General features: G+C 72.0%; 18 protein-coding genes. 16 read left to right on the top strand and 2 right to left on the bottom strand.

The window, feature by feature from the left end; all coding sequences use genetic code 11:
- The first annotated feature begins 25 nt into the window (after positions 1-25).
- The 9 genes from RB608_RS03390 to RB608_RS03350 all read left to right on the top strand — a co-directional run bounded on the left by RB608_RS03390 (position 26) and on the right by RB608_RS03350 (position 14,239).
- The gene (locus RB608_RS03390) at positions 26-397 is read left to right on the top strand and encodes an L-rhamnose mutarotase (protein ID WP_308086395.1); all 372 of its coding nucleotides are present in this window, start codon (positions 26-28) and stop codon (positions 395-397) included.
- Positions 394-1,581: an L-rhamnose isomerase gene (gene rhaI / locus RB608_RS03385; protein ID WP_308086394.1), complete on the top strand. Its 1,188-nt coding sequence runs from the start codon at positions 394-396 to the stop codon at positions 1,579-1,581. The genes RB608_RS03390 and rhaI overlap by 4 nt, the downstream gene beginning before the upstream one ends.
- 35 nt (positions 1,582-1,616) lie before the next feature.
- The gene (locus RB608_RS03380) at positions 1,617-3,668 is read left to right on the top strand and encodes a bifunctional aldolase/short-chain dehydrogenase (protein ID WP_308086393.1); all 2,052 of its coding nucleotides are present in this window, start codon (positions 1,617-1,619) and stop codon (positions 3,666-3,668) included.
- 21 nt (positions 3,669-3,689) lie between these two features.
- Positions 3,690-5,165: a rhamnulokinase family protein gene (locus tag RB608_RS03375; RefSeq protein ID WP_308086392.1), complete on the top strand. Its 1,476-nt coding sequence runs from the start codon at positions 3,690-3,692 to the stop codon at positions 5,163-5,165.
- Positions 5,162-5,398 carry a helix-turn-helix domain-containing protein gene (locus tag RB608_RS03370; RefSeq protein WP_308086391.1) on the top strand — a complete coding sequence of 79 codons (237 nt, stop codon included), beginning with the start codon at positions 5,162-5,164 and terminating at the stop codon, positions 5,396-5,398. The genes RB608_RS03375 and RB608_RS03370 overlap by 4 nt, the downstream gene beginning before the upstream one ends.
- 121 nt (positions 5,399-5,519) lie before the next feature.
- Entirely contained in the window at positions 5,520-11,270 is a 5,751-nt protein-coding gene (locus RB608_RS03365; protein WP_308086390.1) for a family 78 glycoside hydrolase catalytic domain, read from the top strand.
- 109 nt (positions 11,271-11,379) lie between these two features.
- Positions 11,380-12,120 (top strand): (Fe-S)-binding protein, encoded by a 741-nt coding sequence (locus RB608_RS03360; RefSeq protein ID WP_308086389.1) that lies wholly within the window; start codon positions 11,380-11,382, stop codon positions 12,118-12,120.
- A complete protein-coding gene (locus tag RB608_RS03355; protein ID WP_308086388.1) occupies positions 12,117-13,577 on the top strand; it encodes a lactate utilization protein B in 1,461 nt (486 codons plus the stop codon). Before RB608_RS03360 ends, RB608_RS03355 begins: the two co-directional genes overlap by 4 nt.
- Entirely contained in the window at positions 13,574-14,239 is a 666-nt protein-coding gene (locus RB608_RS03350; RefSeq protein WP_308086387.1) for an LUD domain-containing protein, read from the top strand. The genes RB608_RS03355 and RB608_RS03350 overlap by 4 nt, the downstream gene beginning before the upstream one ends.
- 64 nt (positions 14,240-14,303) lie before the next feature.
- On the opposite strand, the gene RB608_RS03345 is transcribed toward RB608_RS03350, so the two are convergent.
- Positions 14,304-14,894 (bottom strand): TetR-like C-terminal domain-containing protein, encoded by a 591-nt coding sequence (locus RB608_RS03345; RefSeq protein WP_308086386.1) that lies wholly within the window; start codon positions 14,892-14,894, stop codon positions 14,304-14,306.
- An 89-nt stretch (positions 14,895-14,983) separates the two neighbouring features.
- Between RB608_RS03345 and RB608_RS03340 the strand changes: the two genes are divergently transcribed.
- The 7 genes from RB608_RS03340 (at position 14,984) to RB608_RS03310 (ending at position 25,766) form a co-directional block, all read left to right on the top strand.
- Positions 14,984-16,138, top strand: a complete 1,155-nt coding sequence (locus RB608_RS03340; RefSeq protein WP_308086385.1) for a phosphotransferase family protein — start codon at positions 14,984-14,986, stop codon at positions 16,136-16,138.
- A complete protein-coding gene (locus tag RB608_RS03335) occupies positions 16,135-17,319 on the top strand; it encodes a hypothetical protein (RefSeq protein ID WP_308086384.1) in 1,185 nt (394 codons plus the stop codon). The genes RB608_RS03340 and RB608_RS03335 overlap by 4 nt, the downstream gene beginning before the upstream one ends.
- Positions 17,320-17,357: 38 nt before the next feature.
- Positions 17,358-18,812 carry an aldehyde dehydrogenase gene (locus RB608_RS03330; protein ID WP_308086383.1) on the top strand — a complete coding sequence of 485 codons (1,455 nt, stop codon included), beginning with the start codon at positions 17,358-17,360 and terminating at the stop codon, positions 18,810-18,812.
- 89 nt (positions 18,813-18,901) lie between these two features.
- Positions 18,902-20,542 (top strand): succinic semialdehyde dehydrogenase, encoded by a 1,641-nt coding sequence (locus tag RB608_RS03325; protein ID WP_308086382.1) that lies wholly within the window; start codon positions 18,902-18,904, stop codon positions 20,540-20,542.
- Positions 20,539-22,254, top strand: a complete 1,716-nt coding sequence (locus tag RB608_RS03320; protein WP_308086381.1) for a GMC family oxidoreductase — start codon at positions 20,539-20,541, stop codon at positions 22,252-22,254. Before RB608_RS03325 ends, RB608_RS03320 begins: the two co-directional genes overlap by 4 nt.
- Before the next feature lie 286 nt (positions 22,255-22,540).
- Entirely contained in the window at positions 22,541-24,127 is a 1,587-nt protein-coding gene (guaA, locus tag RB608_RS03315) for a glutamine-hydrolyzing GMP synthase (RefSeq protein WP_308086380.1), read from the top strand.
- A 160-nt stretch (positions 24,128-24,287) separates the two neighbouring features.
- The gene (locus tag RB608_RS03310) at positions 24,288-25,766 is read left to right on the top strand and encodes a cytosine permease (RefSeq protein WP_308086379.1); all 1,479 of its coding nucleotides are present in this window, start codon (positions 24,288-24,290) and stop codon (positions 25,764-25,766) included.
- 25 nt (positions 25,767-25,791) lie between these two features.
- Here the strand turns inward: RB608_RS03310 and RB608_RS03305 are convergent, their stop codons facing one another.
- Entirely contained in the window at positions 25,792-26,676 is an 885-nt protein-coding gene (locus tag RB608_RS03305; protein ID WP_308086378.1) for a MerR family transcriptional regulator, read from the bottom strand.
- Positions 26,677-26,683: the final 7 nt, after the last annotated feature.

Below are 26,683 nucleotides of genomic sequence, written 5' to 3'. Positions count from 1 at the left end.
CAGGAACAGGGAGGAGGGAACAACCATGCCCCGCTACTGCTTCAGCCTCCAGGTCCGTCCTGACCGGACGGAGGAGTACGCCGAGCGCCACCGTGCCGTCTGGCCGGACATGCTCGCCGCACTCGCCGCGGCCGGCTGGCGCGACTACTCCCTGTTCCTGCGGGACGACGGGCTGCTGATCGGGTACGTCGAGGCCGACGACCTGACCGCAGCCCAGGCCGCCATGGCCGCCACGGACGTCAACGCCCGCTGGCAGGCCGAGATGGCGCCGTACTTCACCCAACTCGAGGGCGCTCCGGACGAGGGCTTCGTGCTGCTGCGCGAGGTCTTCAACCTCGACGAGCAGCTCGCCCAGCACACCCGCCGACCCGATCTCACCGAAGGCAACCGATCATGACCACTCAAGGTGGCTTCGCCGCCATCGCCGCCCAGCTCGAGGGCCAGGCCATCGAGCTTCCCTCCTGGGCGTTCGGCAACTCCGGCACCCGCTTCAAGGTCTTCGGCAGCGCGGGGACCCCGCGCAGCGTCGAGGAGAAGATCGCGGACGCGGCGACCGTGCACCGGCTCACCGGGCTGGCGCCGAAGGTCGCGCTGCACATCCCGTGGGACCGCGTCGACGACTACGCCGCGCTCGCGGCCTACGCCGAGGAGCAGGGCGTGAGCCTCGGCACGATCAACTCCAACACCTTCCAGGACGACGACTACAAGCTCGGCTCGCTCGTGCACGTCGACCCGAAGATCCGTCAGAAGGCGATCGACCACCACCTCGAGTGCATCGACGTGATGGACGCGACCGGATCGCGCGACCTGAAGATCTGGCTCGCCGACGGCAGCAACTATCCGGGCCAGGCCGACCTCCGCGCCCGTCAGGACCGGCTGGCGGAGTCGCTGGCCGCGATCTACGACCGCCTCGGCGACGACCAGCGGCTGGTGCTCGAGTACAAGCTCTTCGAGCCGGCGTTCTACCACACCGACGTCCCGGACTGGGGTACGTCGTACGCCCAGGTGACCGCGCTCGGCGAGCGTGCCGTCGTCTGCCTGGACACCGGTCATCACGCGCCGGGCACCAACATCGAGTTCATCGTGATGCAGCTGCTGCGGCTCGGGAAGCTCGGCTCCTTCGACTTCAACTCCCGCTTCTACGCCGACGACGACCTGATCGTCGGGGCGGCGGACCCGTTCCAGCTGTTCCGGATCCTCTTCGAGGTGGTCCGCGGCGGCGGCTACGGCCCGGCCAACCCCGACGGTCACAGCGACGTCGCCTTCATGCTCGATCAGTGCCACAACGTCGAGGACAAGATTCCCGGCCAGATCCGGTCGGTCCTCAACGTGCAGGAGATGACCGCCCGTGCGCTGCTCGTCGACCGGGACGCCCTGGCCGCCGCGCAGGCCGCCGGCGACGTGCTCGACGCGCACGGCGTGCTGATGGACGCGTTCTACACCGACGTGCGCGCCGACCTCGCCGCCTGGCGCGAGGAGCGCGGTCTGCCGGGCGACCCGATGCGGGCGTACGCCGAGTCCGGCTACCAGGCCGCGATCGAGGCCGACCGCGTCGGCGGCACCCAGCTGTCCTGGACCTGACCCGCTCACCCGAACTCACCCGAACGAAGGGCACCATGACCAACCCCGCAGCGGCCGCGCTGATCGCGCGTTCCAACCGCCTCGGCGCCGACCCGAAGAACACCAACTACGCGGGCGGCAACACCTCGGCCAAGGGTGCCGGGACCGACCCGGTCACCGGCGAGCCGGTCGAGCTGCTCTGGGTGAAGGGCTCCGGCGGCGACCTCGGCACCCTGACCGAGTCGGGCCTCGCCGTGCTCCGGATGGACCGGATGCGCAGCCTGGTCGATGTCTATCCGGGCATCGAGCGCGAGGACGAGATGGTCGCGGCCTTCGACTACTGCCTGCACGGCAAGGGCGGCGCGGCTCCCTCGATCGACACCGCGATGCACGGCCTCGTCGATGCTGCGCACGTCGATCACCTGCATCCCGACTCCGGCATCGCGATCGCGACCGCCGCGGACGGGCCCGCGCTGACCGCGTCGATCTTCGGCGACAGGGTGGTCTGGGTCCCGTGGCGCCGTCCGGGCTTCCAGCTCGGCCTCGACATCGCGGAGATCAAGGAGAAGAACCCGCAGGCGGTCGGCTGCATCCTGGGCGGTCACGGCATCACCGCGTGGGGCGACACCAGCGAGGAGGCCGAGACCAACTCGCTGTGGATCATCGACACGGCGGCGGCGTACATCGCCGAGTACAGCAAGGCGGAGCCGTTCGGCCCCCGGCTCGACGGGTACGCCGCCCTGCCGGACGCCGAGCGCAGGGCCCGCGCCGCCGCGCTGGCCCCGACGATCCGCGGCATCGCCAGCGCGGACGCTGTGCTGGCCGGGAGGGGGATGGTCGGCCACTTCACCGACACCGACGTGGTGCTCGAGTTCCTCGCGAGCAGCGAGCACCCGCGCCTGGCCGCCCTCGGCACGTCCTGCCCCGACCACTTCCTGCGGACCAAGGTGAAGCCGCTCGTGCTCGACCTCCCGCCGAGCGCGAGTGTCGAGGACAGCATCGCCCGCCTGCACGAGCTCGCGGCGGCGTACCGCGAGGACTACCAGGGCTACTACGACCGCCACGCGACGCCGGACTCGCCGGCGATCCGCGGCAAGGACCCGCTCATCGTGCTGGTGCCCGGGGTCGGCATGTTCAGCTTCGGCAAGGACAAGCAGACCGCCCGGGTCGCGGGTGAGTTCTACGTCAACGCGATCAACGTGATGCGGGGCGCGGAGGGGCTCTCGACGTACGCGCCGATCGACGAGGCGGAGAAATTCCGCATCGAGTACTGGGCCCTGGAGGAGGCCAAGCTCCAGCGGATGGCGAAGCCCAAGCCGCTCGCCGCCCGGGTCGCGTTCGTCACCGGGGCCGCCTCGGGCATCGGCAGAGCGACGGCGGCGAAGCTGGCTGCCGAGGGTGCCTGTGTCGTCATCGCCGACCTCAGCCTGGAGAAGGCGCAGGCCGCGGCCGCCGAGCTGGGCGGTGTTGACGTCGCCGTCGGCGTCCAGGTCGACGTCAGCGACGGGGCCGCGGTCCAGGCCGCCGTCGACGCCGCGGTGCTCGCCTTCGGCGGCGTCGACCTCGTCGTCAACAACGCCGGCCTGTCGCTGTCGCGGTCGCTGCTGGAGACCACCGAGAAGGACTGGGACCTCCAGCACGACGTGATGGCGAAGGGCTCGTTCCTGGTCGCCAAGACCACCGCGAAGGTGATGATCGCCCAGCGGATGGGGGGCGACATCGTCTACATCTCCAGCAAGAACGCCGTGTTCGCCGGACCCAACAACGTCGCGTACGGCGCCGCGAAGGCCGACCAGGCCCACCAGGTCCGCCTGCTGGCCGCCGAGCTCGGCGAGCACGGGATCAAGGTCAACGGCGTGAACCCCGACGGCGTCGTGCAGGGCTCCGGGATCTTCGCCAGCGGCTGGGGCGCCAACCGGGCCGCGGTCTACGGCGTCGAGGAGAAGGACCTGGGCAGGTTCTACGCTCAGCGCACGATCCTCAAGCGCGAGGTGCTGCCCGACCACATCGCCAACGCGGTCTTCGTGCTCTGCGGGCCCGAGCTGACCCACACCACCGGCCTGCACATCCCGGTCGATGCCGGGGTCGCGGCCGCCTTCCTCCGATGAGCCCGCGATGAGGCCGGCGCGATGAGCGGGGCGGTCCGGGTCGCCGCGGTCGACCTCGGTGCCACGTCGGGTCGGGTGATGTCCGGCCGGATCACGGCCGAGCGCGTCGAGATCAACGAGATGCACCGCTTCCCCAACGGGGCGGTGCGGGCCCGGGGCGCGCTGTTCTGGGACGTCCTCGGCATCCACCGCGAGACCCTGGCCGGGATCCGGGAGGTGGCCCGGACCGGGCCGCTGCACGGCATCGGCATCGACTCCTGGGCGATCGACTACGGACTGCTCGACCGTGACGGGCAGCTCCTCGGCTCGGTCTTCAGCCATCGCGACGCCCGCACGGACGGCGTCGCCGAGAAGGTGGTCGCCGAGATCGGCGCATCCGCGCTCTACGCCACCACCGGCATCCAGCAGCTGCCGTTCAACACGCTCTACCAGCTGGTCGCCGCCCGCGGCACCGCCGCGCTGGAGTCCGCCGAGACCATGCTGCTGCTGCCGGACCTGCTCGGCTACTGGCTCACCGGCGTCATCGGTGCGGAGCGCACCAACGCCTCGACCACCCAGCTGTACGACGTCCGTGCGGGTGCATGGGCGGTCGACCTGTGCCGCGACCTGAGCCTCCCGTGGGGGATCCTGCCGCCCCTGCGCGACCCGGGCTCCCTGCTCGGCCCCCTGCTGCCCGAGGTCGCCCGCGAGGTCGGCCTCGGTGCCGACGTACCGGTCGTGGCGGTGGGCTCGCACGACACCGCCTCCGCCGTGGTCGGCGTGCCCGCGAGCGGCGGCGACTTCGCCTACATCTCCTCCGGCACCTGGTCCCTGGTCGGCCTGGAGCTGGACGCCCCGGTGCTCACCGAGGCCGCTCGGTCGGCGGACTTCACCAATGAGCTCGGCATCGACGGCACGGTCCGCTTCCTCAAGAACGTGATGGGGCTGTGGGTCCTCTCGGAGTCGCTGCGCTCGTGGGCCGAGCGGCGCTACAAGGACGTCGAGCTGCGCTCGCTGGTCGCGGCCGCCGCGGACTTCGAGCCGCTGCGCACAGTGGTCGACATCAACGATCCCCGGCTGCTCGCCCCGAGCACGGCGGCGGACCCGATGCCCGAGCGGATCGCCGTGCTGGCCGCGGAAGCCGGCGAGACGATCCCGCGCTCGCCGGTCGCCATCACCCGCTGCATCGTCGACAGCCTCGCCGTCGCCTACCGCCGCCACGTCCGCACGGCCGCCACCCTCGCCGGGACCTCGCCCGACGTCGTCCACATCGTCGGCGGCGGCTCGCAGAACGAGGTTCTCTGCCAGCTCACCGCCGACGCCTGCGGCCTGCCGGTGCTCGCCGGTCCGGTCGAGGCGGCCGCGCTCGGCAACGTCCTCGTCCAGGGTCGCGCCCTCGGTGCCGACCTGCCCGACCTGCCCGCGATGCGCGATCTCGTCGCACGCTCGTACGACGTCCGCAGGTTCGAGCCGCGGGGTGGGGCCGACTGGGCCGCGGCCGAGCGGCGTGTCGGATGACGGTGGTCCACGAGCGGCCGACGGATCGCCACGAGGAGGAGTGGGCGCCCACCCGCCTCGACCTCGAGATCCTGAGCCTGCTCGCCCGGGGGCTGACCATCGACGCGATCGGCCGCCGGATCGGCGTGTCGGACCGGACCGTGCGCCGGCGGCTGCGCACGGTCGCGGACGAGCTCGGCGTCGACTCCTCCATCGAGGTGGTCGTCCACGCCGTCCGCACCGGCCTCATCTGACCGGGCCGGCTCGGGGGAGACCCTCCGGATCCGGGCGCGGCCGGATCCGGACAACCTCCTTGTGGTCGTCGTCACATACCTCCTAGGTTGCTGTTGCAACGTTTCAATCAGGAGGCACGACATGACCCCACGCCGCCGGTTCCTGACCTCCACGGTCGCGGCCGCCACGCTGGCTCTCGGCATGCTGACGGGAGGACCGCTCGCCGGCGGCGCCGCACCGGCGGCGGCCGTGGAGGCCGCTCCCGGCGAGGCACTCGCCGTCACCGGTCTGCAGACCAACGCGCGCACCACGCCGCTCGGCATCGGCGCCGACGACGTCGCCTTCGGCTGGAGGTCGACCGCCGGGGCCCGAGGCGTCGTGCAGAGTGCCTACGAGCTGGAGGTCGCGGAGGCCGACGGGGGAGCGGCCCTCTGGTCCTCGGGCCGGGTCGAGTCGTCCGAGCAGCTGAACGTCGCCTACGCCGGCCCGGCGCTCGCCTCCCAGACCCGCTACTCCTGGCGCGTCCGGGTCTGGGACGGCGCGGGCGTGGCGAGCGCGTGGAGCGATCCGACGTGGTTCGAGACCGGGCTGCTGGACGCCAGCGACTGGGGCGGCGCCGAGTGGGTCGGCGCACCCGCCGACACCGAGGTCAACAGGTGGACCGACTACACCGCCGACTTCGACTTCACCCTCGACAACCTGGTCTTCGCCGCGATGATCCGCAGCGCCAACACCAGCAACGGGTACATGTGGCAGGTCAAGGCGGTGGGCGACCAGGCCCTGTTCCGCCCGCACACCAAGGTCAACGGCAACTACGCCGCGCTCGGTGACGTGGACATCAGCTCGGTCATCACGGCCGACGAGCTGCGGACCGGGCAGCACCGGATGAGCGTGACGGTCGACGGCGACACGATCACCACCTCGATCGACGGCGAGCAGATCGACACCCGGACCCGGACGAACTTCGGCAAGGGATACGTCGGCTTCCGCACGTCGGTGGCCACCGAGGGCACCGAGGCCTTCACCGTCCACGCCGTGCGCGTCGAGGCCGAGAACGGCGACGTGCTGCTCGACACCGACTTCTCCGACGGCAACCCGTTCCGCGGCGGGACCCTGGTCTCCGGCGGCCTGGAGGTGAAGGGCAACCAGGAGTTCCTGTGGCACTCGCCCGACGACAACCTCCCGCTGCTGCGCACGGACTTCGTCACGGAGAGCGGCAAGAGCGTCGAGCGGGCGCGGATCTACGCCACCGCCCGCGGCATCTACGAGCTGACCCTCAACGGTGAGCCTGTCGGCGACCAGCACCTCGCGCCGGGCTGGACCGACTACAACACCCGCTTCCAGCACCAGACCTACGACGTCACCGACCAGGTCCGTGCGGGCGACAACGGCCTCGGCGCGACCATGGGCAACGGCTGGTGGGGCGGCAAGGTCGGCATGTGGGGACCGGGCGTCTACGGCAACCGGCTCTCGCTGCTGGCCCGGCTGCGCATCGACTACACCGACGGCACCACACAGTGGGTCGACACCGGCGACGACTGGACCACCCACGCGGGCCCCTACGTCGCCGCCGACAACATCGACGGCGAGACCTTCGACGCCCGGCTGGCCCAGGCCGGCTGGGACCAGCCCGGCTACGACGACGGCGGGTGGACGCCGGCCGTGGTGCGGGAGTCCGCGACCGAGCTCGTCGTACCGCAACCGGACGAGCCGGTCCGCACGACCGAGGAGATCGACGTCGTCGAGCGCACCGAGCCCACGCCGGGCGCCTTCGTCTACGACCTCGGTCAGAACATGGTCGGTGTCGCCCGGATGGTGCTGACCGGCCAGGCCGGCAGCACGGTGCGCGTGCGCTACGGCGAGATGCTCAATCCCGACGGCACCCTCTACACCGCCAACCTCCGGGCGGCGAAGGTGACCGACTACTACACCTTCGGCGCCGCCGGCACGGTCACCTACGAGCCGACCCTGACCCAGCACGGCTTCCGGTACGTCGAGATCACCGGCGCCAGCACGCCGCCCGCCGCGGGCGACGTCACCGGGGTGGTGTGGGGCTCGGACCTGCCCGCGATCGGCGACCTCGAGACCTCGAGCGCGATGCTCAACCAGCTGCAGAGCAACATCTCGTGGGGCCAGCGCGGCAACTTCCTCTCTATCCCCACGGATACCCCGGCGCGCGACGAGCGACTCGGCTGGACCGGTGACATCAATGTCTTCGCCCCCACCGCGAGCTACCTGCGCGACACCCGGTCCTTCCTGGGGAAGTGGATGCGCGACCTGAGCGACGCGGCCTACGCCAACGGCAACCTGCCCGGCATCGCCCCGGTGCCGCCGGGCATCGACCTCGGTGCCGGCCTGGGCTGGTCCGACGCCGGCATCACCGTGCCGTACGCCGTCTTCCGGGCGCTCGGCGACACCGCGATCGTGCGCCAGTACTACGACCTCATGACGACGTACTTCGATTTCGTCGTCGCCGGAGCGGGACCCGACCTGATCGACACGGCGCGCGGCAACTGGAACGACTGGCTCAACCTCAACGACGACACCCCGGTCGGCGTGCTCGGCACGGCGTACTACGCCGAGGACGCCCGGATGCTGGCGGAGATGGCCGCCGCGATCGGGGAGGACGCCGACGCCACCGCCTTCGCGCAGCGCTCGGCCGACGTCCGGGCCGCCTTCGCCGAGGAGTACGTCGCCGCCGACGGCACCGTCACCGGCAACAGCCAGACCGCCTACGCGATGGCGCTGGGCATGGACCTGGTGCCCGAGGAGATGCGTGACAAGGTCGCCGCGAAGTTCGTGGCCAAGCTCGCCGCGAGCGACAACCACCTCACGACCGGCTTCCTCGGCACGCCCTGGCTGCTGCCCGCACTCACCTCGATCGACCGCGACGACCTCGCCTACGAGCTGCTCCTGCACGAGGACTACCCGTCGTGGGGCTACGAGGTCGCGATGGGCGCCACCACGATGTGGGAGCGGTGGGACTCGATCAAGCCGGACGGCTCCTTCGGCGACGTCGGGATGAACTCCTTCAACCACTACGCCTACGGAGCGGTCGGCGACTGGATGTACCAGCACATCGGCGGCATCAGTGCGCTGGAGCCCGGCTACCGCCGGTTCCGGGTGGCGCCCGCCGTCGACGGCGCGCTGACCGACGCCCGCGGTGAGCTGGACTCGGTCTACGGCACGATCGCGACCGACTGGGAGCGGCAGGGCGACGACCTGAGGCTCGCGGTCGACGTGCCCGTCAACACCACCGCGGAAGTCGTGCTCCCCGCGGCCAACGTGTGGGCGGTGACCGAGGGCGGCGAGCTCCTCGCCGACGTCGAGGGAGTCCAGGACGTGACCAGCGCCGACGGCGAGGTGGTCGTGACCGTCGGCTCCGGCAGCTACGACTTCCTGGTGACCGCGTCCGACGCGCCTCTCGGCGCGATCCTCGACCTGATCGCGGCTACGCGCGACCACGTGGCCGACACGGTCGCCGGCGGGGACCTGGCCACGGACGCCGGGACGCATCTGACCGACGGGCTCGACGAGGCCCGCGACGACGTGCTCGCCGCCCGCACCGCCGAGGGCGACGCCGTCACGGAGCACCTGGTGGCCGCGCTCGACGTGATCCGCGGGCTGCGTGCCTGGCTCGGCGACAGCGCGGTGGACGCCCCCGTCCGGGGCGCCGTCGACAGCCGACTGGCCGCCGTCGAGCAGGCGCTGGCCCGGGTCGTGATGACGGCCGAGGGCGTCACGGTGAGCCTGCCGCCGGTGGGCGCGCCGGTGTCGGCCGGCGCTGAGGCGACGGGCACCGTCGTCGTCGCGAACGACGGCGGGGGCGCGGTCACCGACGTGGCGGCCACCGTCGGTGTGGCCGGCTGGACGCCGGTCACGGTCCCGCTGCCCGACCTCGCTCCCGGCGAGAACGGGCAGGTCCCGGTGGCCTTGGCAGTGCCCGCGAACGCGGCCGCGGGGGCCTACGACGCCGCACTCGACGTCACCTTCACCCTCGGGGGCAAGGCGTACGAGGTCGGCGACGTGACCGCGGGCTGGGTGCACGTCGACTCCGGGCTCGGCATCGGGGACGTGACCGCGGAGCCGGCCGACGAGGACCCGGTCGAGCGGGTCGTCCTCGATGTGCCGGTCACCAACGACGGCGACCGCGACACTCGGGTCACCGTGGCGGTCCAGGGGCTCGCCGCGGGCTGGCGGGCGGTCCCCTCGGCCGAGACGCTGGTGCCCGCGGGCGAGACCGTCGCCGTGACCGTGCCGCTGTCCGTGCCGCTCGACTTGGTCGGCGGTGCGGTGGACCTGACGGTCGACGTGCGGCAGGCCGGTCGCGTGACCGTGTCGAAGTCCGCGAGCGTGACCGTCGACCACCCGCACCCGCCCACGGTCGAGGCTGTCGACCACGTCGACTTCGGCGCCTCCGCCTCCGAGCAGGCACACGGCCTGCAGGCCTCGTCGAGCAGTGGTACCAACAGCGAGGCGGGCTACACCCGGCGCTACGCGCACTCGGCGTATCCGGGCTCGTGGTACTCCGTCGAGGTGGACGTCCCCGCCGGGGAGCCGTTCCTGATCCGCAACGTCGAGACCTATGACGGCCCGCGCACCAAGAAGTACAACGTCTACGTCGACGACGTACTGGTGCGGACCCAGCTGGTCCCGCGATCCGCAGCCGGTGCCGGCATCAAGGTCTACGACTTCGTCGTCGACGACCCGGCGGTGCTGCCGGCGGACGGCACGGCTCGGATCAAGTACGAGTACCCGCTCGACGCCTCCGGCTACTTCGACCCCTCCATCGCCGACATGTGGGTGCTGCCCCTGACCGACGACATGCGGGCACCCGACGTGTCCGCCGGCGTCACCGGCGGCGTGCCGGGCACCGGGAGCTGGTACTCCTCGCCCGTCAGCATCGAGGTGACGGCCGCGGACGGTCGTGACCCGGCGCCGGTCGTGCAGGTCGGTCGCTCCTCGGGTTGGCAGGACTACGCCGGTCCGGTCGCGATCGCGGAGGAGGGCGAGCACGTCGTCTCCTACCGCGCGAGCGACGCCGCGGGCAACCGGTCGGCGGCGGGGGAGCTGACGGTCGGCATCGACCTGACGCCGCCCGTCACCGTGGTCACCGCGAAGCGGGGCAGCGGGGTGGAGGGCTCCGACCGCGCGCAGGTGGAATTCTCCGCCGAGGACGCCCTCTCCGGCGTCGCGGGCACCCGCTACCGGATCGACGGAGGCGCGTGGCAGCGCGCGGACGGCAGCCCGGTCCAGGTCGAGGGCTACGGCGACCACGTCGTCGAGTACCTGTCGACCGATCTCGCGGGCAACACCGAGGCGGTGCACCGCACCACCGTGACGCTGGCCGACGTCGACCAGATCGGCGCGGTCGTGGCGCCCCAGGTGACCGGCGTCCCGCAGTACGGCTCGACCTTGACCGCGACCGACGGCTCGTGGAACACCAAGGGGCTGTCCTTCGCCCGGCAGTGGCTGCGGGACGGGATGCCGATCGCCGGCGCCACCGGGGCGACGTATGTCGTCGGCCTGGCCGAGCTCGGCGCCCGGCTCTCGGTGCGGGTCACGGCGACCAAGGCGGGTGACAGCGGGGTCGCGGAGTCGGCGGCGACCGGCCCGGTGACCGCCGCCGACCTCGCCGTGGGGGTCCCGGTCGTCACCGGCAAGGCGCGGGTCGGCAAGAAGCTGGCGGCGAGCCTCGCGGTGCCCGCGGGTGCCACGGCGTCGTACCAGTGGCTGGTCGGTGGCAAGGCGATCAAGAAGGGCACGAAGGCCACGCTGCGGTTGAAGCGGAAGTGGCAGGGCGAGAAGGTCCGCGTGCGGGTCACCGTCTCCCTCGCCGGGCACCAGAGCGTCACGGTGACCAGCGCCGCCACGAAGGTGAGGCGACGCTGACGACCCGATCGGCGTGACTCAGGAGCGGCCCCACCGTGACTCGCGGTGGGGCCGTTCCGGCGGTACCGTGAATCGTTTCACCAGGGCAACAGGTGGGAGAGTGTGCGCTATGCGGGTCGCGCTGATGGTCACGTGTGTCAATGACGCGATGTTCCCGGGGACCGGGCAGGCCGTCGTACGACTGCTGCGACGGCTCGGCGTCGAGGTGGACTTCCCGGCGGCGCAGACGTGTTGCGGGCAGCCGATGGTGAACACCGGCTATCTCGACGAGGCGGTGCCGGCGGTACGGTCGTTCGTGCGTGCGTTCGAGGGCTATGACGCGGTGGTGACGCCGTCGGGGTCGTGTGCCGGGTCGGCGCGGCATCAGCATCGGCTGGTCGCGCAGCGCTCGGGCGATACGGGTCTGGTGGCGGCGGTCGCGGCGACCTCGCCGAGGACGTACGAGCTGAGCGAGTTCCTGATCGATGTGCTGGGGGTGAGTGATGTGGGGGCGTACTTCCCGCACTCGGTGACCTATCACCCGACGTGTCACTCGTTGCGGATGCTCGGCGTCGGCGACCGGCCACGCCGGCTGCTCGAGCAGGTCCGCGGACTGCGGCTCCTGGACCTGCCGAAGGCCGAGGAGTGCTGCGGGTTCGGCGGTACCTTCGCGCTGAAGAACTCCGACACCTCGGTGGCGATGGGGTCCGACAAGGCGCGGCACGTGCGGGAGACCGGTGCCGAGGTACTGGTCGCGGGAGACAACTCGTGCCTGATGCACATCGGGGGCGTGCTCGGGCGCGGGCGCTCCGGCGTACGCGTGCTGCACCTCGCGGAGATCCTCGCCTCGACCGAGGAGCAGCCCGCATGAGCGCGACCTTCGTCGGCATGCCCGCGTTCCCGTCGGCGGCCCGGACCGCCCTCGGCAACACCCAGCTGCGGCACAACCTGGCGCACGCCACCGGCGTGATCCGCGCGAAGCGGGCCGCGGTCGTCGGGGAGGTCGAGAACTGGGAGGAGCTGCGTCTCGCCGGTGCGGCGGTCAAGGAACGCGCGCTGCGCTCGCTCGACGCCCACCTCGTGCAGCTCGAGGAGTCGCTGACCGCCCGCGGTGCCGTCGTGCACTGGGCGCGTGACGCCGCGGAGGCCAACCGGATCGTCGTCGACCTGGCGCGGGCCCGCGAGATCGACGAGGTCGTGAAGGTCAAGTCGATGGTCACCCAGGAGATCGGGCTCAACGAGGCGCTCGAGGCCTCGGGCATCGCCGCGTGGGAGACCGACCTCGCCGAGCTGATCGTCCAGCTCGGCGGCGACCTGCCCAGCCACATCCTCGTGCCCGCGATCCACCGCAACCGGGCGGAGATCCGGGAGATCTTCACCCGCCGGATGGGCGAGGTCGGCCGGCCCGCGCCGGACGACCTGACCGACGAGCCGGCGGTGCTCGCCGGGGCCGCGCGCGAGCACCTGCGCGAGAAGTTCCTCCGCGCCCGGATGGCGGTCTCCGGCGCGAACTTCGCCGTCGCCGATTCCGGGACCCTGGTCGTCGTCGAGTCCGAGGGCAACGGCCGGATGTGCCTGACCCTGCCGGAGGTGCTGGTCAGCATCGTCGGGATCGAGAAGGTCGTGCCGACCTGGGCCGAGCTCGACCCGTTGCTGCGGCTGCTGCCGCGCTCCTCGACCGGGGAGCGGATGAACCCCTACACCTCGACCTGGACCGGCGTCGTCCCGGACGACGGGCCGCAGGAGGTCCACGTGGTCCTCCTCGACAACGGCCGCACCCGCGCCCTGGGCGACCCGACCGGGCGCCAGGCCCTGCGCTGCATCCGCTGCTCGGCCTGTCTCAACGTGTGCCCCGTCTACGAACGCACCGGCGGCCATGCCTACGGATCGGTCTATCCCGGCCCGATCGGCGCGATCCTCAACCCCCTCCTGCGCGGCACGGGCGACCCCCAGACCGACTCGCTGCCGTACGCCTCGACACTGTGCGGGGCCTGCTTCGAGGCCTGTCCGGTCCGCATCGACATCCCCGAGGTCCTGGTCCACCTCCGCGCCGAGGTCGTCGACGCCCACCGCGCCGACCGGCTCCCCAAGCCCGAGGCCCTCGCCTTCCGCGGCGCCGCCTGGGCCTTCGGTCACGCCCAGCGTCTCGACCGGACCGAGTGGCTCTCCTCCCTGGCCGGGCGGCTGCTGCGCCGCCGCGGACGTACGTCGCTGGGCCGGCTCCCCGGCCCCGGCGCGGCCTGGACCGACGCCCGCGACCTCCCCGCCCCACCCACCGAGACCTTCCGCGCCTGGTGGCGACGCACCGACGGAGGGGAGCGCCCATGAGCGCCCGGACCGGGGCCCAGACGAGCGCCCGGGCCGAGATCCTCGGCCGGATCCGCACCGCGCTGCTGGATGTCGACCGCGACGCCGAGAGCGCGACCGCGCCCATCGTCGCGCCGCCGGGCGCTCGGCCGCCGGGCGCCGACCACCCCGACGGTCTCGTCGCCCACTTCGCCGAGCGGGTCGCCGACTACCGCGCCACCGTCGTACGCTGCCCGCCCGACGGCCTGACCGCGGCCATCGCCGCGGCGCTGCCCGCCGGTGCACGGGTCGTCGTCCCGCCGGGACTGCCCGACGACCACCTCGCCGGCATCCCCACGCCGGTCCCGGACTCCGGCCTCGCCGCGAGCGAGCTCGACGCGCTCGACGCCGTCGTCACCCGCTGCCGCCTCGGCATCGCCGAGACCGGCACCATCGTGCTCGACCACACCCCCGACCAGGGCCGCAGAGCGATCGCCCTCGTCCCCGACCACCACGTCTGCATCGTGCACGCCGACCAGATCGTGCCCGACGTACCCGACGCCATCGCCCGCCTCGACCCCCACCGCCCGCTCACCTGGATCAGCGGCCCCAGCGCCACCAGCGACATCGAGCTCGACCGCGTCGAAGGCGTCCACGGCCCCCGCCGGCTCCACGTCATCGTGGTCGACCCGGACCCTGCCTGAACCCGACCACCCCACGCCCGCGACCCGCGCCGACCCGCTCTGATCAGGGCTGGTCAGGGGGCGGTCAGGGCCGCAGGCCGCGCAACAGGGCGGCCGTGAGTCGCTCGGCCCACGCGTCGTCGAGCTGTCCCGGAGTCAGCAGGAGGCCGGTGATGACCGCGCCGAGGACCAGCTGGAGCAGGTCGTCCGCGCGGGTGTCGGGATGCGCCTCGCCGGCGTCGACGGCGACCCGGATCCGCTCGTCGAGGGCGCGGAAGACGCCCGCGAAACGCTGGATCATCGCGGTGTGCAGGTCCGGCCAGGTCTGCACCTCGGCGAGGAGCGCGGGCAGGGCGGCCGCGGCGACGGGCGTGCAGAGCGCGTCGCGGGTGCCGCGGACGACGCCCGCCAGGTCGGTCGCGAGATCCGCGCCGAGGTGCATCTCGAGCGCCAGCTCGCCGGGGAACGCCGCCTCGTGGACCAGGTGGGGGAGCGCGGGCCAGCGCCGGTAGAGCGCCGCCTTCGTGGTCCCGGCGCGCCCGGCCACCGCCGCGACCGTCACCGCGGCGTAGCCGCCCTCGGCCAGGAGCTCGCGGACCGCGTCGAGGGCGGCCCGCTCGATCCGCGGGTCCCGCGGCCGGCCGGTCGCCCGAGGGCCGGCGATTTTCGTCCCCATGGCCTCTTCCCCTCTTTCGATACCGAAGGTACCGTAACGGCAGTCGTGATCTAGAACACGTTCTAGTAACGTGTCAGGCAGGAGGCCCCGTGACCGAGTCGTTGCCCGCAGAGATGGCCGAGATGACCCTGCAGCGGTCGAGCCGCGACGCCGACGACCTGCGCGCCCGGCTCACCGCGTGGCTCTCCGAGGTGCTCCCCGAGGGCGCCGAGCCCGAGGTGACGATCCACGACGGGATCCAGACCAACGGCATGTCGAGCGAGACGGTGCTGCTCGGGGTCGCCCACGCCGAGGACGGCGACCGGGTCACCCACGAGTACGTCGCCCGGGTCGCCCCGGCCGCCGGTGACCTCCCGGTGTTCGCGGAGTACCGCCTCACCGACCAGTACGACGCGATGCGTCTCGCAGGGGAGCTCGCCGGCGTCCCGGTCCCGCCCGTGGGCCTCAACGAGCCGACCGGGGACGTGCTCGGCACCCCGTTCTTCCTGATGGAGCGACTCGACGGCGCGGTGCCGCCCGACGTGCTGCCCTACCCGTTCGGCGACAACTGGCTCTTCGACGCCTCGCCCGAGCAGCAGGACCGGCTGCAGCGCAGCACGGTCGACGTCCTGGCCCGCCTGCACGGCATCCCCGACGCCGCCGCCACGTTCGGCTTCCTCGATCCGGCGGTCACCGGCCACGAGGGCGCGACCCCGCTGGCCCGCAATCTCGCGAAGACGCGCGCCTGGTACGAGTACGCCATCACCACGAGCGAGGCGAGCCCGCGCTCCCCGCTGATCGAGCGCGGCCTGGCCTGGCTCGCGGCCAACCTCCCGGCCGACGAGGGCGAGCCCGTCCTGGTCTGGGGCGACTCCCGGATCGGCAACATGATGTACCGCGACTTCGAGCCGGTCGCCGTCCTCGACTGGGAGATGGCCACGCTCGGGCCCCGTGAGATGGACCTCGCCTGGCTGGTGTTCGCCCACCAGGTCTTCCAGGAGATCGCGACCATGCTGGGGCTCCCTGGGATGCCCGACTTCCTCGCCGCGGACGACGTCGTGGCGACGTACCGGGAGCTCAGCGGCGTCGAGCCGGGCGACCTCACCTGGTACCTCGTCCACGCCGCGGTCAACTGGGGCTGCGTGTTCCTGCGCACCAGCGCCCGGCAGATCCACTTCGGGGAGATCGAGCGCCCCGAGGACCCGGAGGCCGTCTTCCATCACCGCCCGCTCTTCGAGCGGCTCCTCGAGGAGGTCGGTGCATGAGCACCCCCGACGGGCAGCACGACCACGGCCTGCACGGCGAGTACCACGGCCTCGGCCCCCTCGACGAGTACCCGATCCACCAGCTCCCGCGCCCCGTCGCCTGGGCCGGCAGCAGCGACCGCAACTTCTACGACCGCTGCTATCTCAACGCCCACGACCGCACCGGCGACCTCTTCCTCATCACCGGCCTCGGCTTCTACCCGAACCTCGGCACCAAGGACGCCTTCGTCCTGCTGCGCCGCGGCGACGAGCAGACCGCCGTCCACCTCTCCGACGCCGCCGACCCGCGCGGTGCCGACCGGATGGCCCAGCAGGTCGGCGGCTATCGGGTCGAGGTGATCGAGCCGCTCCACAAGCTGCGCCTGGTGCTCGAGGAGACCGAGGGCGTCGCCATGGACCTGACCTGGGAGGGCTCGTTCCCGGTCGTCCAGGAGCTGCCGCACGTGATGCGCCAGGGCACCGGTACGACGCTCGACGCGCAGCGCTTCGCCCAGCTCGGCACCTGGGAGGGCGTGCTCAGCGTCGACGGCACCGACATCGCGGTCACCCCCGACCGCTGGCTCGGCAGCCGGGACCGCTCGTGGGGCGTCCGCCCCGTCGGCGAGGCCGCGCCCGCGGGCAAGCCGGCCGACCCGGCCTTCGAGGGGATGTGGTGGCTCTACGTGCCGCTGCGCTTCGAGGAGTTCTGCGTCGTCCTCATCATCCAGGAGACGCCCGACGGTTTCCGCACGCTCAACGACTGCACGCGGATCTGGCGCGACGGCCGGGTCGAGCAGCTCGGCTGGCCGCGGGTCTCGATCCGGTATGCCCCGGGCACCCGGGTGCCGACCGGCGCGACGATCGTGTGCGCGACGCCCGAGGGCAAGGAGCTGGTGCTGGAGGTCGCCTCCAAGCTGCCGGTGCCGATCCACGTCGGCGGTGGCTACGGCGGTGACTCCGACTGGACCCACGGCATGTGGAAGGGGCCGGCGTTCACGGAGCGGCTCACCTACGACATGAACGACCCGGCCGTCGCCGGCCGCGTCATGTTCGGCGTGATCGACCACGTCGGACAGGCCACGATCCACGGCCCCGGGGCCGGCGTACCGGAGGGCTCCGAGGGTTGGGGCCTGTTCGAGCACGGCGCATTGGGGCGACATGATCCGAGCGGCTTCGCCGACTGGTTCACCCTCGCCCCCTGACCGGTTCCGACCTGAACGACCTCGACTAGGAGCACGACATGACCCTCGACCGCGACGCCCTCTTCATCGGCGGCACCTGGGCCACGCCCGCCACCGACGCCGTGCTGGAGGTGGTCTCGCCGCACTCCGAGGAGGTGGTCGCGCGGGTCCCCGAAGGCAGCACCGGCGACATCGACGCCGCGGTCGCGGCGGCCCGGCGGGCGTTCGACGAGGGCCCCTGGCCGCGGATGAGCCCCGCCGAGCGGATCGACATCGTGCAGACCCTGTCCGGCCTGTACGCCGCCAAGCTGGACGAGATGGCGACCATCATCTCCACCGAGATGGGCTCGCCGATCTCCTTCAGCTCGCTGGCCCAGGCGCCCGCGCCGTGGATGCAGATCGAGGCCTTCCTCGCCATCGCGCGGGAGTTCCCCTGGGAGGCGACCCGGCCCGGCGCGCTGGGCGCGGAGGTCGTCGTGTGCCACGAGCCGGTCGGCGTGGTCGCGGCGATCCCGCCGTGGAACGTCCCCCAGTTCACCATCCTGTCCAAGGTGATCCCGGCCCTGCTGACCGGCTGCACCGTGGTCGTGAAGCCGGCGCCCGAGACCCCGCTCGACGGCTACCTGCTCGCCGAGCTGCTGGTCGAGGCCGGCTTGCCGGAGGGCGTGGTGTCGATCGTCGCCGGCGGCCGCGACGTGGGGGAGCACCTGGTGCGCCACCCCGGCATCGACAAGGTCGCCTTCACCGGATCCACCGCCGCCGGCCGCACGATCGGCGCGATCTGTGGCGAGCAGCTCAAGCGGGTCTCGCTCGAGCTCGGCGGCAAGTCGGCCGCGATCATCCTCGACGACGCCGACGAGGCCGCTGCGATCGAGGGCCTGAAGTTCCTCGGCGTGATGAACTCCGGCCAGGCGTGCGTCGCCCAGACCCGGGTCCTGGTCAGCCGCGAGCGGCACGACTCCTTCGCCGCGGCCCTGGCCGCGGCGATCGGTGGGATGAAGGTCGGCGACCCGCTCGACCCGGCCACCGAGATCGGCCCGATGGTCGCGCGGCGCCAGCAGGAGCGGGTGGCGTCGTACATCCGGATCGGGCAGGAGGAGGGCGCCCAGCTGCTCGCCGGCGGCGAGGGGCGGCCTGAGGGCCTCGACCGCGGCTGGTACGTCCGACCCACCGTCTTCGCGGGCGTGGACAACAAGATGCGGATCGCCCGGGAGGAGATCTTCGGGCCGGTCCTCTCCGTCATCGCGTACGACGACGTGGCCGACGCCGTCCGGATCGCCAACGACTCGGAGTACGGACTCGCCGGCACCGTCTGGACCGCCGACCAGGAGGCCGGCCTCGAGGTCGCCCGCGGCGTGCGCACCGGCACCTACGGCATCAACACCTACACGATGGACTTCGCCGCGCCGTTCGGCGGCTTCAAGGCGTCGGGTCTCGGCCGGGAGTTCGGGCCCGAGGGGCTGGCGCAGTACACCGAGCTGAAGTCGGTCTACCTGTCGGCGCCGCCGATGTGAGGGCCTTGACATCGGTAACAGATGTGTAAAGCAGCACATCTGTTACCGATCGGTAGCCGTGGGTGACCCCGCTCACCTACCCTCGTCACATGAGTGAAGCGATCTCCGGTTCCGGCGCGTCCTCCGAAGGCCAGGGCGGGCGGTCCGTCGAGGGCCCGCACGACCCCGAGCACGACCCGCGCGCGTCGTACGCCCTCGAGCCGGAGCACGTCGCCCGGCTCACCGACCGGGTTCTGGCGACGACCGGGCGGACCACCCAGGTCCACTCGCCGATCAACGGCGCGCCGGTCGCCAACATCCCGCAGTCGAGCACCGAGGACGTCGCCGAGGCGTTCCGCCGGGCGCGGGTGGCGCAGACGGCGTGGGCGCGGGTGTCGATCGACGAGCGGGCCCGGATCCTGCACCGGCTGCACGACATCGTGCTCGACCGGCAGGCCGAGATCATGGACCTCATCCAGCTCGAGTCCGGCAAGGCGCGCAAGCACGCGTTCGACGAGCCGCTCCACATCGCGCTCACCGCGCGCTACTACGCCCGCACCGCGCGCCGGCACCTCGACACCCAGCGCCGCCCGGGCGTCGTGCCGGTGCTGACGAAGGTCGAGCTCAACCGGGTCCCCAAGGGCGTCGTCGGCATCATCTCGCCGTGGAACTACCCGTTCACCATGGCCCTGTGCGACGGTCTGCCGGCCCTGCTCGCGGGCAACGCGGTGGTCACCAAGCCGGATGCGCAGACCATGCTGTCCGCGCTGCTCGGCGCGCAGCTGCTGGAGGAGGCCGGCTTCCCCCGCGACCTGTGGCAGGTCGTCGCCGGCCCGGGCCGGGAGCTCGGCACGCCGATCATCGAGCGCGCCGACTACATCTGCTTCACCGGCTCCACCGCCACCGGCAGGATCATCGCCAAGCAGGCGGCCGAGCGGCTGATCGGCTGCTCGCTGGAGCTCGGCGGCAAGAACCCGATCCTGGTGCTGCGCGACGCCGACGTCGAGCGCGCCGCCGAGGGCGCGGTGCGGGCCTGCTTCTCCAACGCCGGCCAGCTCTGCGTCTCCACCGAGCGGATGTTCGTCGCCGACGCCGTCTACGACCGCTTCGTGGAGCGCTTCGTCGCGCGCACCAAGGCGATGAGCCTCGGCGCGACGATGAGCTGGGACGCCGACATGGGCACGTTGATCTCGGCCGACCAGCTCGAGACCGTCACCGCCCACGTCGACGACGCGGTCGCCAAGGGCGCCCGCGTGCTCGCCGGAGGCAACGCGCGGCCCGACCTGGCGCCGTACTACTACGAGCCGACCATCCTCGAGGGCGTCACGCCCGAGATGACCTGCTTCGGCAACGAGACCTTCGGCCCGGTGGTCTCGATCTACCGGTTCCACGACGAGGCCGACGCGATCGCCCGCGCCAACGACGGCGAGTACGGCCTCAACGGCTCGGTCTACACCCGCGACACCGCCCGCGGCCGCGCGATCGCGCGTCAGATCAAGTGCGGCACGGTCAACGTCAACGAGGCGTTCGGCGCCACCTTCGCCAGCATCGACGCCCCCATGGGTGGCATGCGGGAGTCCGGGATGGGGCGGCGCCAGGGCGGCGAGGGGATCCACCGCTACACCGAGACCCAGTCCGTGGCGACCCAGCGGCTGATCCGGTTCGGGCCGATGCTCGGCATGTCCGACGAGGGCTACGCGAGGTTCATGTCCGCCTCGCTGCGGATCATGGACAAGCTGGGGCGCGCATGAGCGGGTTCGACTACGACGTCCTGGTGATCGGCTCCGGGTTCGGCGGCTCGGTCACCGCGCTGCGGCTGACCGAGAAGGGCTACCGGGTCGGCGTACTGGAGGCCGGCGCGCGGTTCACGGACGCCGACTTCGCCGACAACTCCTGGGACCTCAAGAAGTACCTCTACGCCCCGGCCGCCGGCTGCTACGGCATCCAGCGCATCGACATGGTCAAGGACTGCCTGATCCTCGCCGGTGCGGGCGTCGGTGGCGGCTCACTGGTCTACGCCAACACCCTCTACGAGCCGCTGGAGCCGTTCTACCGGGACCCGTCGTGGGCCCACATCGCCGACTGGAAGACCGAGCTGGCGCCGTACTACGACCAGGCCAAGCGGATGCTGGGCGTCGTCGAGTACCCGCGGATGACACCCTCCGACGAGGTGATGAAGAAGGTCGCCGACGAGATGGGCGTCGGCGACAGCTTCCACCACACGCCCGTCGGGGTCTTCTTCGGCGGTCCCTCGCAGTCGGCGGGCGAGTCGGTCGAGGACCCCTACTTCGGCGGCGCCGGCCCGACGCGCAACACCTGTCGCGACTGCGGCGAGTGCATGACCGGGTGCCGGCACAACGCCAAGAACACCCTGGTCAAGAACTACCTCTACCTCGCCGAGCGCAACGGCGCCGAGGTGCACCCGCTCACCACCGTGACCCGGGTCCGCCCGCTGGCCGGCGGGGGCTACCAGGTCGACACCCGGTGGACGAAGGCGAAGCTGTCGCGCCGTACGGCCACCAAGACGTTCACCGCGGAGCAGGTCGTCTTCTCCGCCGCGGCGCTCGGCACCCAGAAGCTGCTCCACCGGCTCAAGGCCGAGGGCGACCTGCCGAACGTCTCCGACCGGCTCGGCCACCTGACCCGGACCAACTCCGAGTCGATCCTCGGCGCGATCGCGCCGCAGGGCTCCGACGTCGACTACACCGACGGCGTCGCGATCACCTCCTCGTGGCACCCCGACGAGCACACCCACATCGAGCCGGTGCGCTACGGCAAGGGCAGCAACGCGATGTCGCTCATGCAGACCGTGCTCACCGACGGCGACGGGCCCGACCCGCGCTGGAAGGTATGGCTCAAGGAGCTGTGGAAGGAGCGCAAGCGGGTCCGCGACCTCTACGACGTCAAGCACTGGTCCGAGCGCGTCGTGATCGCCCTGGTGATGCAGTCGGTCGACAACTCGATCACCACCTTCCCGCGCCGGGTGGCCGGGAAGTGGATCCTGTCGTCCCGGCAGGGCCACGGTGAGCCGAACCCGACCTGGATCCCCGCCGCCAACGACGCCGTGCGCCGGATGGCCGCGGCGATGGGCGGCGGCACCGCCGGCGGCACCATCGGAGAGCCGTTCAACCGGCCGCTCACCGCCCACTTCATCGGCGGCTGCACCATCGGCGACAGCCCCGAGAGCGGCGTGGTCGACCCCTTCCAGCGGGTCTTCGGGCATCCCGGCCTCCACATCGTCGACGGGTCGACCATCTCGGCCAACCTGGGGGTGAACCCGTCGTTGACGATCACCGCCCAGGCTGAGCGGGCGATGGCCTACTGGCCCAACAGGGGCGAGCGGGACACCCGCCCGCCGCTCGGCGACGCCTACCGGCAGATCGAGCCGGTCGCCCCCGTGGCACCGGTCGTCCCCGCGGACGCCCCGGCGGCACTGCGGCTGCCGATCGTCGGAGTGAGCTGAGGGACCGGTGTGCCTGACGAGGCGGTCCGGAGGCTCCCCGGGCCGGCTCAGAACTTTTCGCCGAAGTTGTCCGAACCCGGCGTAACCCGCCCATCGGGGGGTCGTTGAACGACCGAGCCCGGGAATTCACGCTCCCTCCCGAAGACCGGGCTCGGTCCAGGCACTGTCCATCAGCTGCGTGGACAATCAGGGCCCGGCCACCCTCCCTCCCCGGCCGGGCCCTGGTGCGTTTTCCGGGTACGACGCGGGTTCGGGGCCACGGGCACCCCGCCGATACGATTCGGCCATGACGCAGGCCGTGGAGAACCAGCCCGAGCACGACCTGGTCCTGGTGGTGGACTTCGGGGCCCAGTACGCCCAGCTGATCGCCCGCCGGGTGCGCGAGGCGCGGGTCTACTCCGAGATCGTGCCGCACACCATGCCGGTGGCCGAGATGGTCGCGCGCAACCCGAAGGCGATCATCCTCTCCGGCGGCCCCTCGTCGGTCTACGAGGAGGGCGCGCCGACGATCGACCCGGCCCTCTTCTCGTCCGGGCCCGCCGTGTTCGGCATGTGCTACGGATTCCAGCTCATGGCGCGCGGCCTCGGCGGCACCGTCTCGGCCACCGGCGCCCGCGAGTACGGCCGGACCCGGGTGACGACCAGCCTCCCGGGCACGCTGCTCGCCGGCCTCCCCGCCGAGCACAACGCCTGGATGTCCCATGGCGACTCCGTGACCGCGGCACCCGAGGGCTTCGCCGTCCTGGCCTCCACCGAGGTCACCCCCGTCGCGGCCTTCGAGGACGTCGACCGCGGCCTGGCCGGCGTCCAGTGGCACCCCGAGGTGCTGCACTCCGAGCACGGCCAGAAGATCCTCGAGCACTTCCTCTGGGACATCGCCGGCTGCCGGCAGACCTGGACCATCGGCAATATCGCCGAGGAGCAGATCGCCCGGATCCGCCAGCAGATCGGCCCCGACGGCCGCGCCATCTGCGGCCTGTCCGGCGGCGTCGACTCCGCTGTGGCCGCGGCCATCGTGCAGAAGGCGATCGGCGACCGGCTCACGTGTGTGTACGTCGACCACGGCCTGATGCGCAAGGGCGAGACCGAGCAGATCGAGCGTGACTTCGTCGCCGCGACGGGCGCCAAGCTGGTCATCGTGGACGCCGAGAAGCAGTTCCTCGACGCCCTCGCCGGCACCAGCGAGCCGGAGGCGAAGCGCAAGATCATCGGCCGCGAGTTCATCCGCGCCTTCGAGGGTGCCGAGCTCGAGGTCATCAAGGACGCGCCCGAGGGGACCAAGGTCGGCTTCCTCGTCCAGGGCACCCTCTACCCCGACATCGTCGAGTCCGGCCATGGCGCCGGTACGTCGACCATCAAGTCGCACCACAACGTCGGCGGGCTGCCCGAGGACCTCGAGTTCGAGCTCGTCGAGCCGCTGCGCGAGCTCTTCAAGGACGAGGTCCGCGCCGTCGGCGCCCAGCTCGGCCTGCCCAGCGTCATCGTCCAGCGCCAGCCGTTCCCGGGCCCCGGCCTCGGCATCCGGATCATCGGCGAGGTCACCCGCGAGCGGCTCGACCTGCTCCGCGAGGCCGATGCCATCGCCCGCGAGGAGATGACCGCGGCCGGCCTCGACGGCGACATCTGGCAGATGCCCGTCGTACTCCTCGCCGACGTCCGCTCGGTCGGGGTCCAGGGCGACGGCCGCACCTACGGCCACCCCGTCGTGCTGCGCCCGGTCACCTCCGAGGACGCGATGACCGCCGACTGGGCGCGGCTGCCCTACGAGGTGCTGGAGAGGATCTCGACCCGGATCACCAACGAGGTGGCCGAGGTCAACCGGGTCACCGTCGACATCACGTCGAAGCCCCCGGGCACCATCGAGTGGGAGTAGCCCGCACGGGGCTTGACCCGCGCGCGACCCGGCTCTCGACCGACACTCGGCGACCCCAGCGCGGGCACAGGCGCCGCGCGGAATATTCTTCCTGACTGCAGACAAATCTACAAGAACGATGTAACTTTCTCGCCAACGACCGGCGCGAGAGAGGTGCGGGATGGCGGCGACCGAGGGGATCGAGACCGGGGCGACGACGTCGCCCCGGGGACGCAGGATGGAGCTGGAGACCCGGTCCATCGACTACGTCCCGCAGGCGGAGCGGCACGGGAAGGCATGGCAGCAGGCGCCCTTCTGGTTCACCGGGCAGTTCGTGCCGACCACGATGGTCGTCGGCTTCGTCGGACCCGTGCTGGGCCTCTCCCTCACCTGGTCGCTGGTCGCGACGATCGCGGGCATCCTGTTCGGCACCTGCTTCATGGCCTTCCATGCCAACCAGGGGCCCACGATGGGCCTGCCGCAGATGATCCAGTCGCGCGCGCAGTTCGGCCTGCGCGGTGCCAGCGTCCCCATGGTCGCGGTGATCGGTGTCTACCTCGGGTTCAGCTCGTTCGGCGTCCTGCTCGGGTCGCAGGTGCTGGCGTCGTACCTCGGTGGGAGCACGCTCCTGTGGAGCATCGTCATCGTCGCCCTGGCGACCGGGCTCGCGATCTTCGGCTACGACCTGCTGCACGTGGTGCTGCGCTGGCTGCCCTATCTGGTGGTGCCGGTGTTCGGCATCCTCACCGTGCTCGCGCTGGCGAACCTGACGCCGGCCGCGCCCGGCCCCGACGGCGGCTTCACCTGGGCCGCCTGGCTCGCGCAGTTCGTCGCGGCGACCGGCTACCAGCTCGGGTACGCCGTCTACGTCTCCGACTATTCGCGCTATCTGCCCGCCAGCACCTCCCAGCGGGCGGTCATCGGCTGGACCTACCTCGGGGCCGGGCTGTCGGCCCTCTGGCTGATGTCGCTGGGCAACTTCGTCGCCACGTCGGTCTCGGTTCCGGATGCGCTGCCCAATCTGCAGGAGATCGGCGACCAGTGGTTCGCCGGGTTCGGGCAGTTCGCCGTGGTGCTGGTGCTGGTGCCGGGGGCGATCGCGCTCATGGGCATCAACCTGTACGGCGCCATGCTGTCCTCGCTCAGCATCGTCCAGTCCTTCCGGCCGGGCCTGCGCATCTCGGCGCGGAGCCGGGCGCTCGGCATCGCCGGCGCGGCGGTCGCCGTGTTCGCCGTCGCGCGTTGGCTGCCCGCGTCGTACCTCGGTAGCTTCAACGACTTCGTCACGATCATGCTCTACGTCCTGGTGCCGTGGACGGCGGTCAACCTGGTCGACTACTACTTCGTCCGGCGGGGGCACTACGCCGTGGTGGAGATCTTCAAGCCGGACGGCATCTACGGGCTGTGGGGCTGGCGCGGCCTGGTGTCCTATCTGTTCGGCCTGCTCGCGCTCGCGCCGTTCGTTCGGGTCGGGTCGATCGAGGGCCCGCTGCTGGACGACGTCGGCGGCGTCGACCTGGCGTTCGTGATCGGACTGGCGGCCCCCGCGGCGGCGTACTGGCTGCTGACCCGAGGCCACGACGCGGTGCGCGAGGAGGCGGCGATCGTCCGGAGTCGGCAGCTGCTCGACGGCGATCTCGGGATGGCCCGCGGGAGATGACCGGTCCGACGGGCCACCCGGCAGGCTAGGGGAGGGGCGTGACCCCCGACGCGGCGCGGACGATGCGCTGGGTCATCGGGTCGGACCAGGCGTGCGGCGGGAGCAGCTCGAACCACAGGCAGCGCGCCGGGACCGTGCCGGGGTTGCTCCAGGACAGGAAGATGCTGGGCGGCACGGTGATCGAGTCGCCGGGGCCGACGGTCGTGGCCTCCGCGGTCTGCTCGTGGTCGCTGGAGGTGCCGCCGAGGCGGAACTCGACCTGGCCGTCCAGCAGATGGGCGAAGGTCTCGCCGGGCCGGGAGTACGGGCCGCCGCTCGACCCGCCGGGCGCGATCGTGAGCATGGCCGCCTCGAACTGGTGGCCCGGCATGGAGAGCTCCTCCCAATGGGCGCCGTTCTCGAGCTGGACGGGTGCCCGGTCGCCCTCGCGTACGACGCTCGCATCGGTCGCGTGGAAGTCCGCCAGCCCGCTCATCGGGATGCCCAGGGCGTCGGTGAGTCGGGCGACCAGCTGGGTCGAGGGGCGGTCCAGGCCGCGCTCGATCGACGAGAGGTGGGCGGTCGAGGTGTCCGCCGCGCGCGCCAGTGTCGCCAGCGAGAGACCGCGGGCGAGCCGCGCGCGGCGGAGCCGGGCGCCGTCGGGCTGCGCCGGCTGTTGGGCGGGCGCGGCCGGGGGGGCTCCGGTCAGTGAGATCCGGATCGCCGCGGGGTTCCAACCGTGGCGGCGGCGCAGCTCGGCGATCTGGCGCGCACGGGTGACCTGATCGGGGGTGTAGCGGCGCTGGCCGCCCCCGGTGCGGTCCGGCACCAGGAGCTCCTGCTTCTCCCACACTCGCAGGGTCTGGGGACTCACGCCGACCTCGGCGGCGACGTCACCGATCGTGCGCCAGCTCTGCGCGGGGTGGGTCATCACGCCA

The sequence above is a fragment of the Nocardioides sp. LHD-245 genome (genome assembly GCF_030929495.1).
Lineage (GTDB): Bacteria > Actinomycetota > Actinomycetes > Propionibacteriales > Nocardioidaceae > Nocardioides.
The sequence above is the reverse complement of the archived record's forward strand: the minus strand, read 5'-3'. Positions and strand labels throughout refer to the sequence as shown.

Excerpts from the sequence above, each read along its gene's own strand:
- RB608_RS03350 (WP_308086387.1), top strand. The coding sequence starts at position 13,574 with ATGAGCGCCCGGACCGGGGCCCAGACGAGCGCCCGGGCCGAGATCCTC.
- RB608_RS03360 (WP_308086389.1), top strand. The coding sequence starts at position 11,380 with ATGCGGGTCGCGCTGATGGTCACGTGTGTCAATGACGCGATGTTCCCG.
- RB608_RS03390 (WP_308086395.1), top strand. The coding sequence starts at position 26 with ATGCCCCGCTACTGCTTCAGCCTCCAGGTCCGTCCTGACCGGACGGAG.
- RB608_RS03365 (WP_308086390.1), top strand. The coding sequence starts at position 5,520 with ATGACCCCACGCCGCCGGTTCCTGACCTCCACGGTCGCGGCCGCCACG.
- RB608_RS03380 (WP_308086393.1), top strand. The coding sequence starts at position 1,617 with ATGACCAACCCCGCAGCGGCCGCGCTGATCGCGCGTTCCAACCGCCTC.
- RB608_RS03375 (WP_308086392.1), top strand. The coding sequence starts at position 3,690 with ATGAGCGGGGCGGTCCGGGTCGCCGCGGTCGACCTCGGTGCCACGTCG.
- RB608_RS03310 (WP_308086379.1), top strand. The coding sequence starts at position 24,288 with ATGGCGGCGACCGAGGGGATCGAGACCGGGGCGACGACGTCGCCCCGG.
- RB608_RS03325 (WP_308086382.1), top strand. The coding sequence starts at position 18,902 with ATGAGTGAAGCGATCTCCGGTTCCGGCGCGTCCTCCGAAGGCCAGGGC.
- RB608_RS03370 (WP_308086391.1), top strand. The coding sequence starts at position 5,162 with ATGACGGTGGTCCACGAGCGGCCGACGGATCGCCACGAGGAGGAGTGG.
- RB608_RS03335 (WP_308086384.1), top strand. The coding sequence starts at position 16,135 with ATGAGCACCCCCGACGGGCAGCACGACCACGGCCTGCACGGCGAGTAC.
- RB608_RS03355 (WP_308086388.1), top strand. The coding sequence starts at position 12,117 with ATGAGCGCGACCTTCGTCGGCATGCCCGCGTTCCCGTCGGCGGCCCGG.
- RB608_RS03305 (WP_308086378.1), bottom strand. The coding sequence starts at position 26,676 with ATGACCCACCCCGCGCAGAGCTGGCGCACGATCGGTGACGTCGCCGCC.
- RB608_RS03320 (WP_308086381.1), top strand. The coding sequence starts at position 20,539 with ATGAGCGGGTTCGACTACGACGTCCTGGTGATCGGCTCCGGGTTCGGC.
- RB608_RS03345 (WP_308086386.1), bottom strand. The coding sequence starts at position 14,894 with ATGGGGACGAAAATCGCCGGCCCTCGGGCGACCGGCCGGCCGCGGGAC.
- rhaI (WP_308086394.1), top strand. The coding sequence starts at position 394 with ATGACCACTCAAGGTGGCTTCGCCGCCATCGCCGCCCAGCTCGAGGGC.
- guaA (WP_308086380.1), top strand. The coding sequence starts at position 22,541 with ATGACGCAGGCCGTGGAGAACCAGCCCGAGCACGACCTGGTCCTGGTG.
- RB608_RS03330 (WP_308086383.1), top strand. The coding sequence starts at position 17,358 with ATGACCCTCGACCGCGACGCCCTCTTCATCGGCGGCACCTGGGCCACG.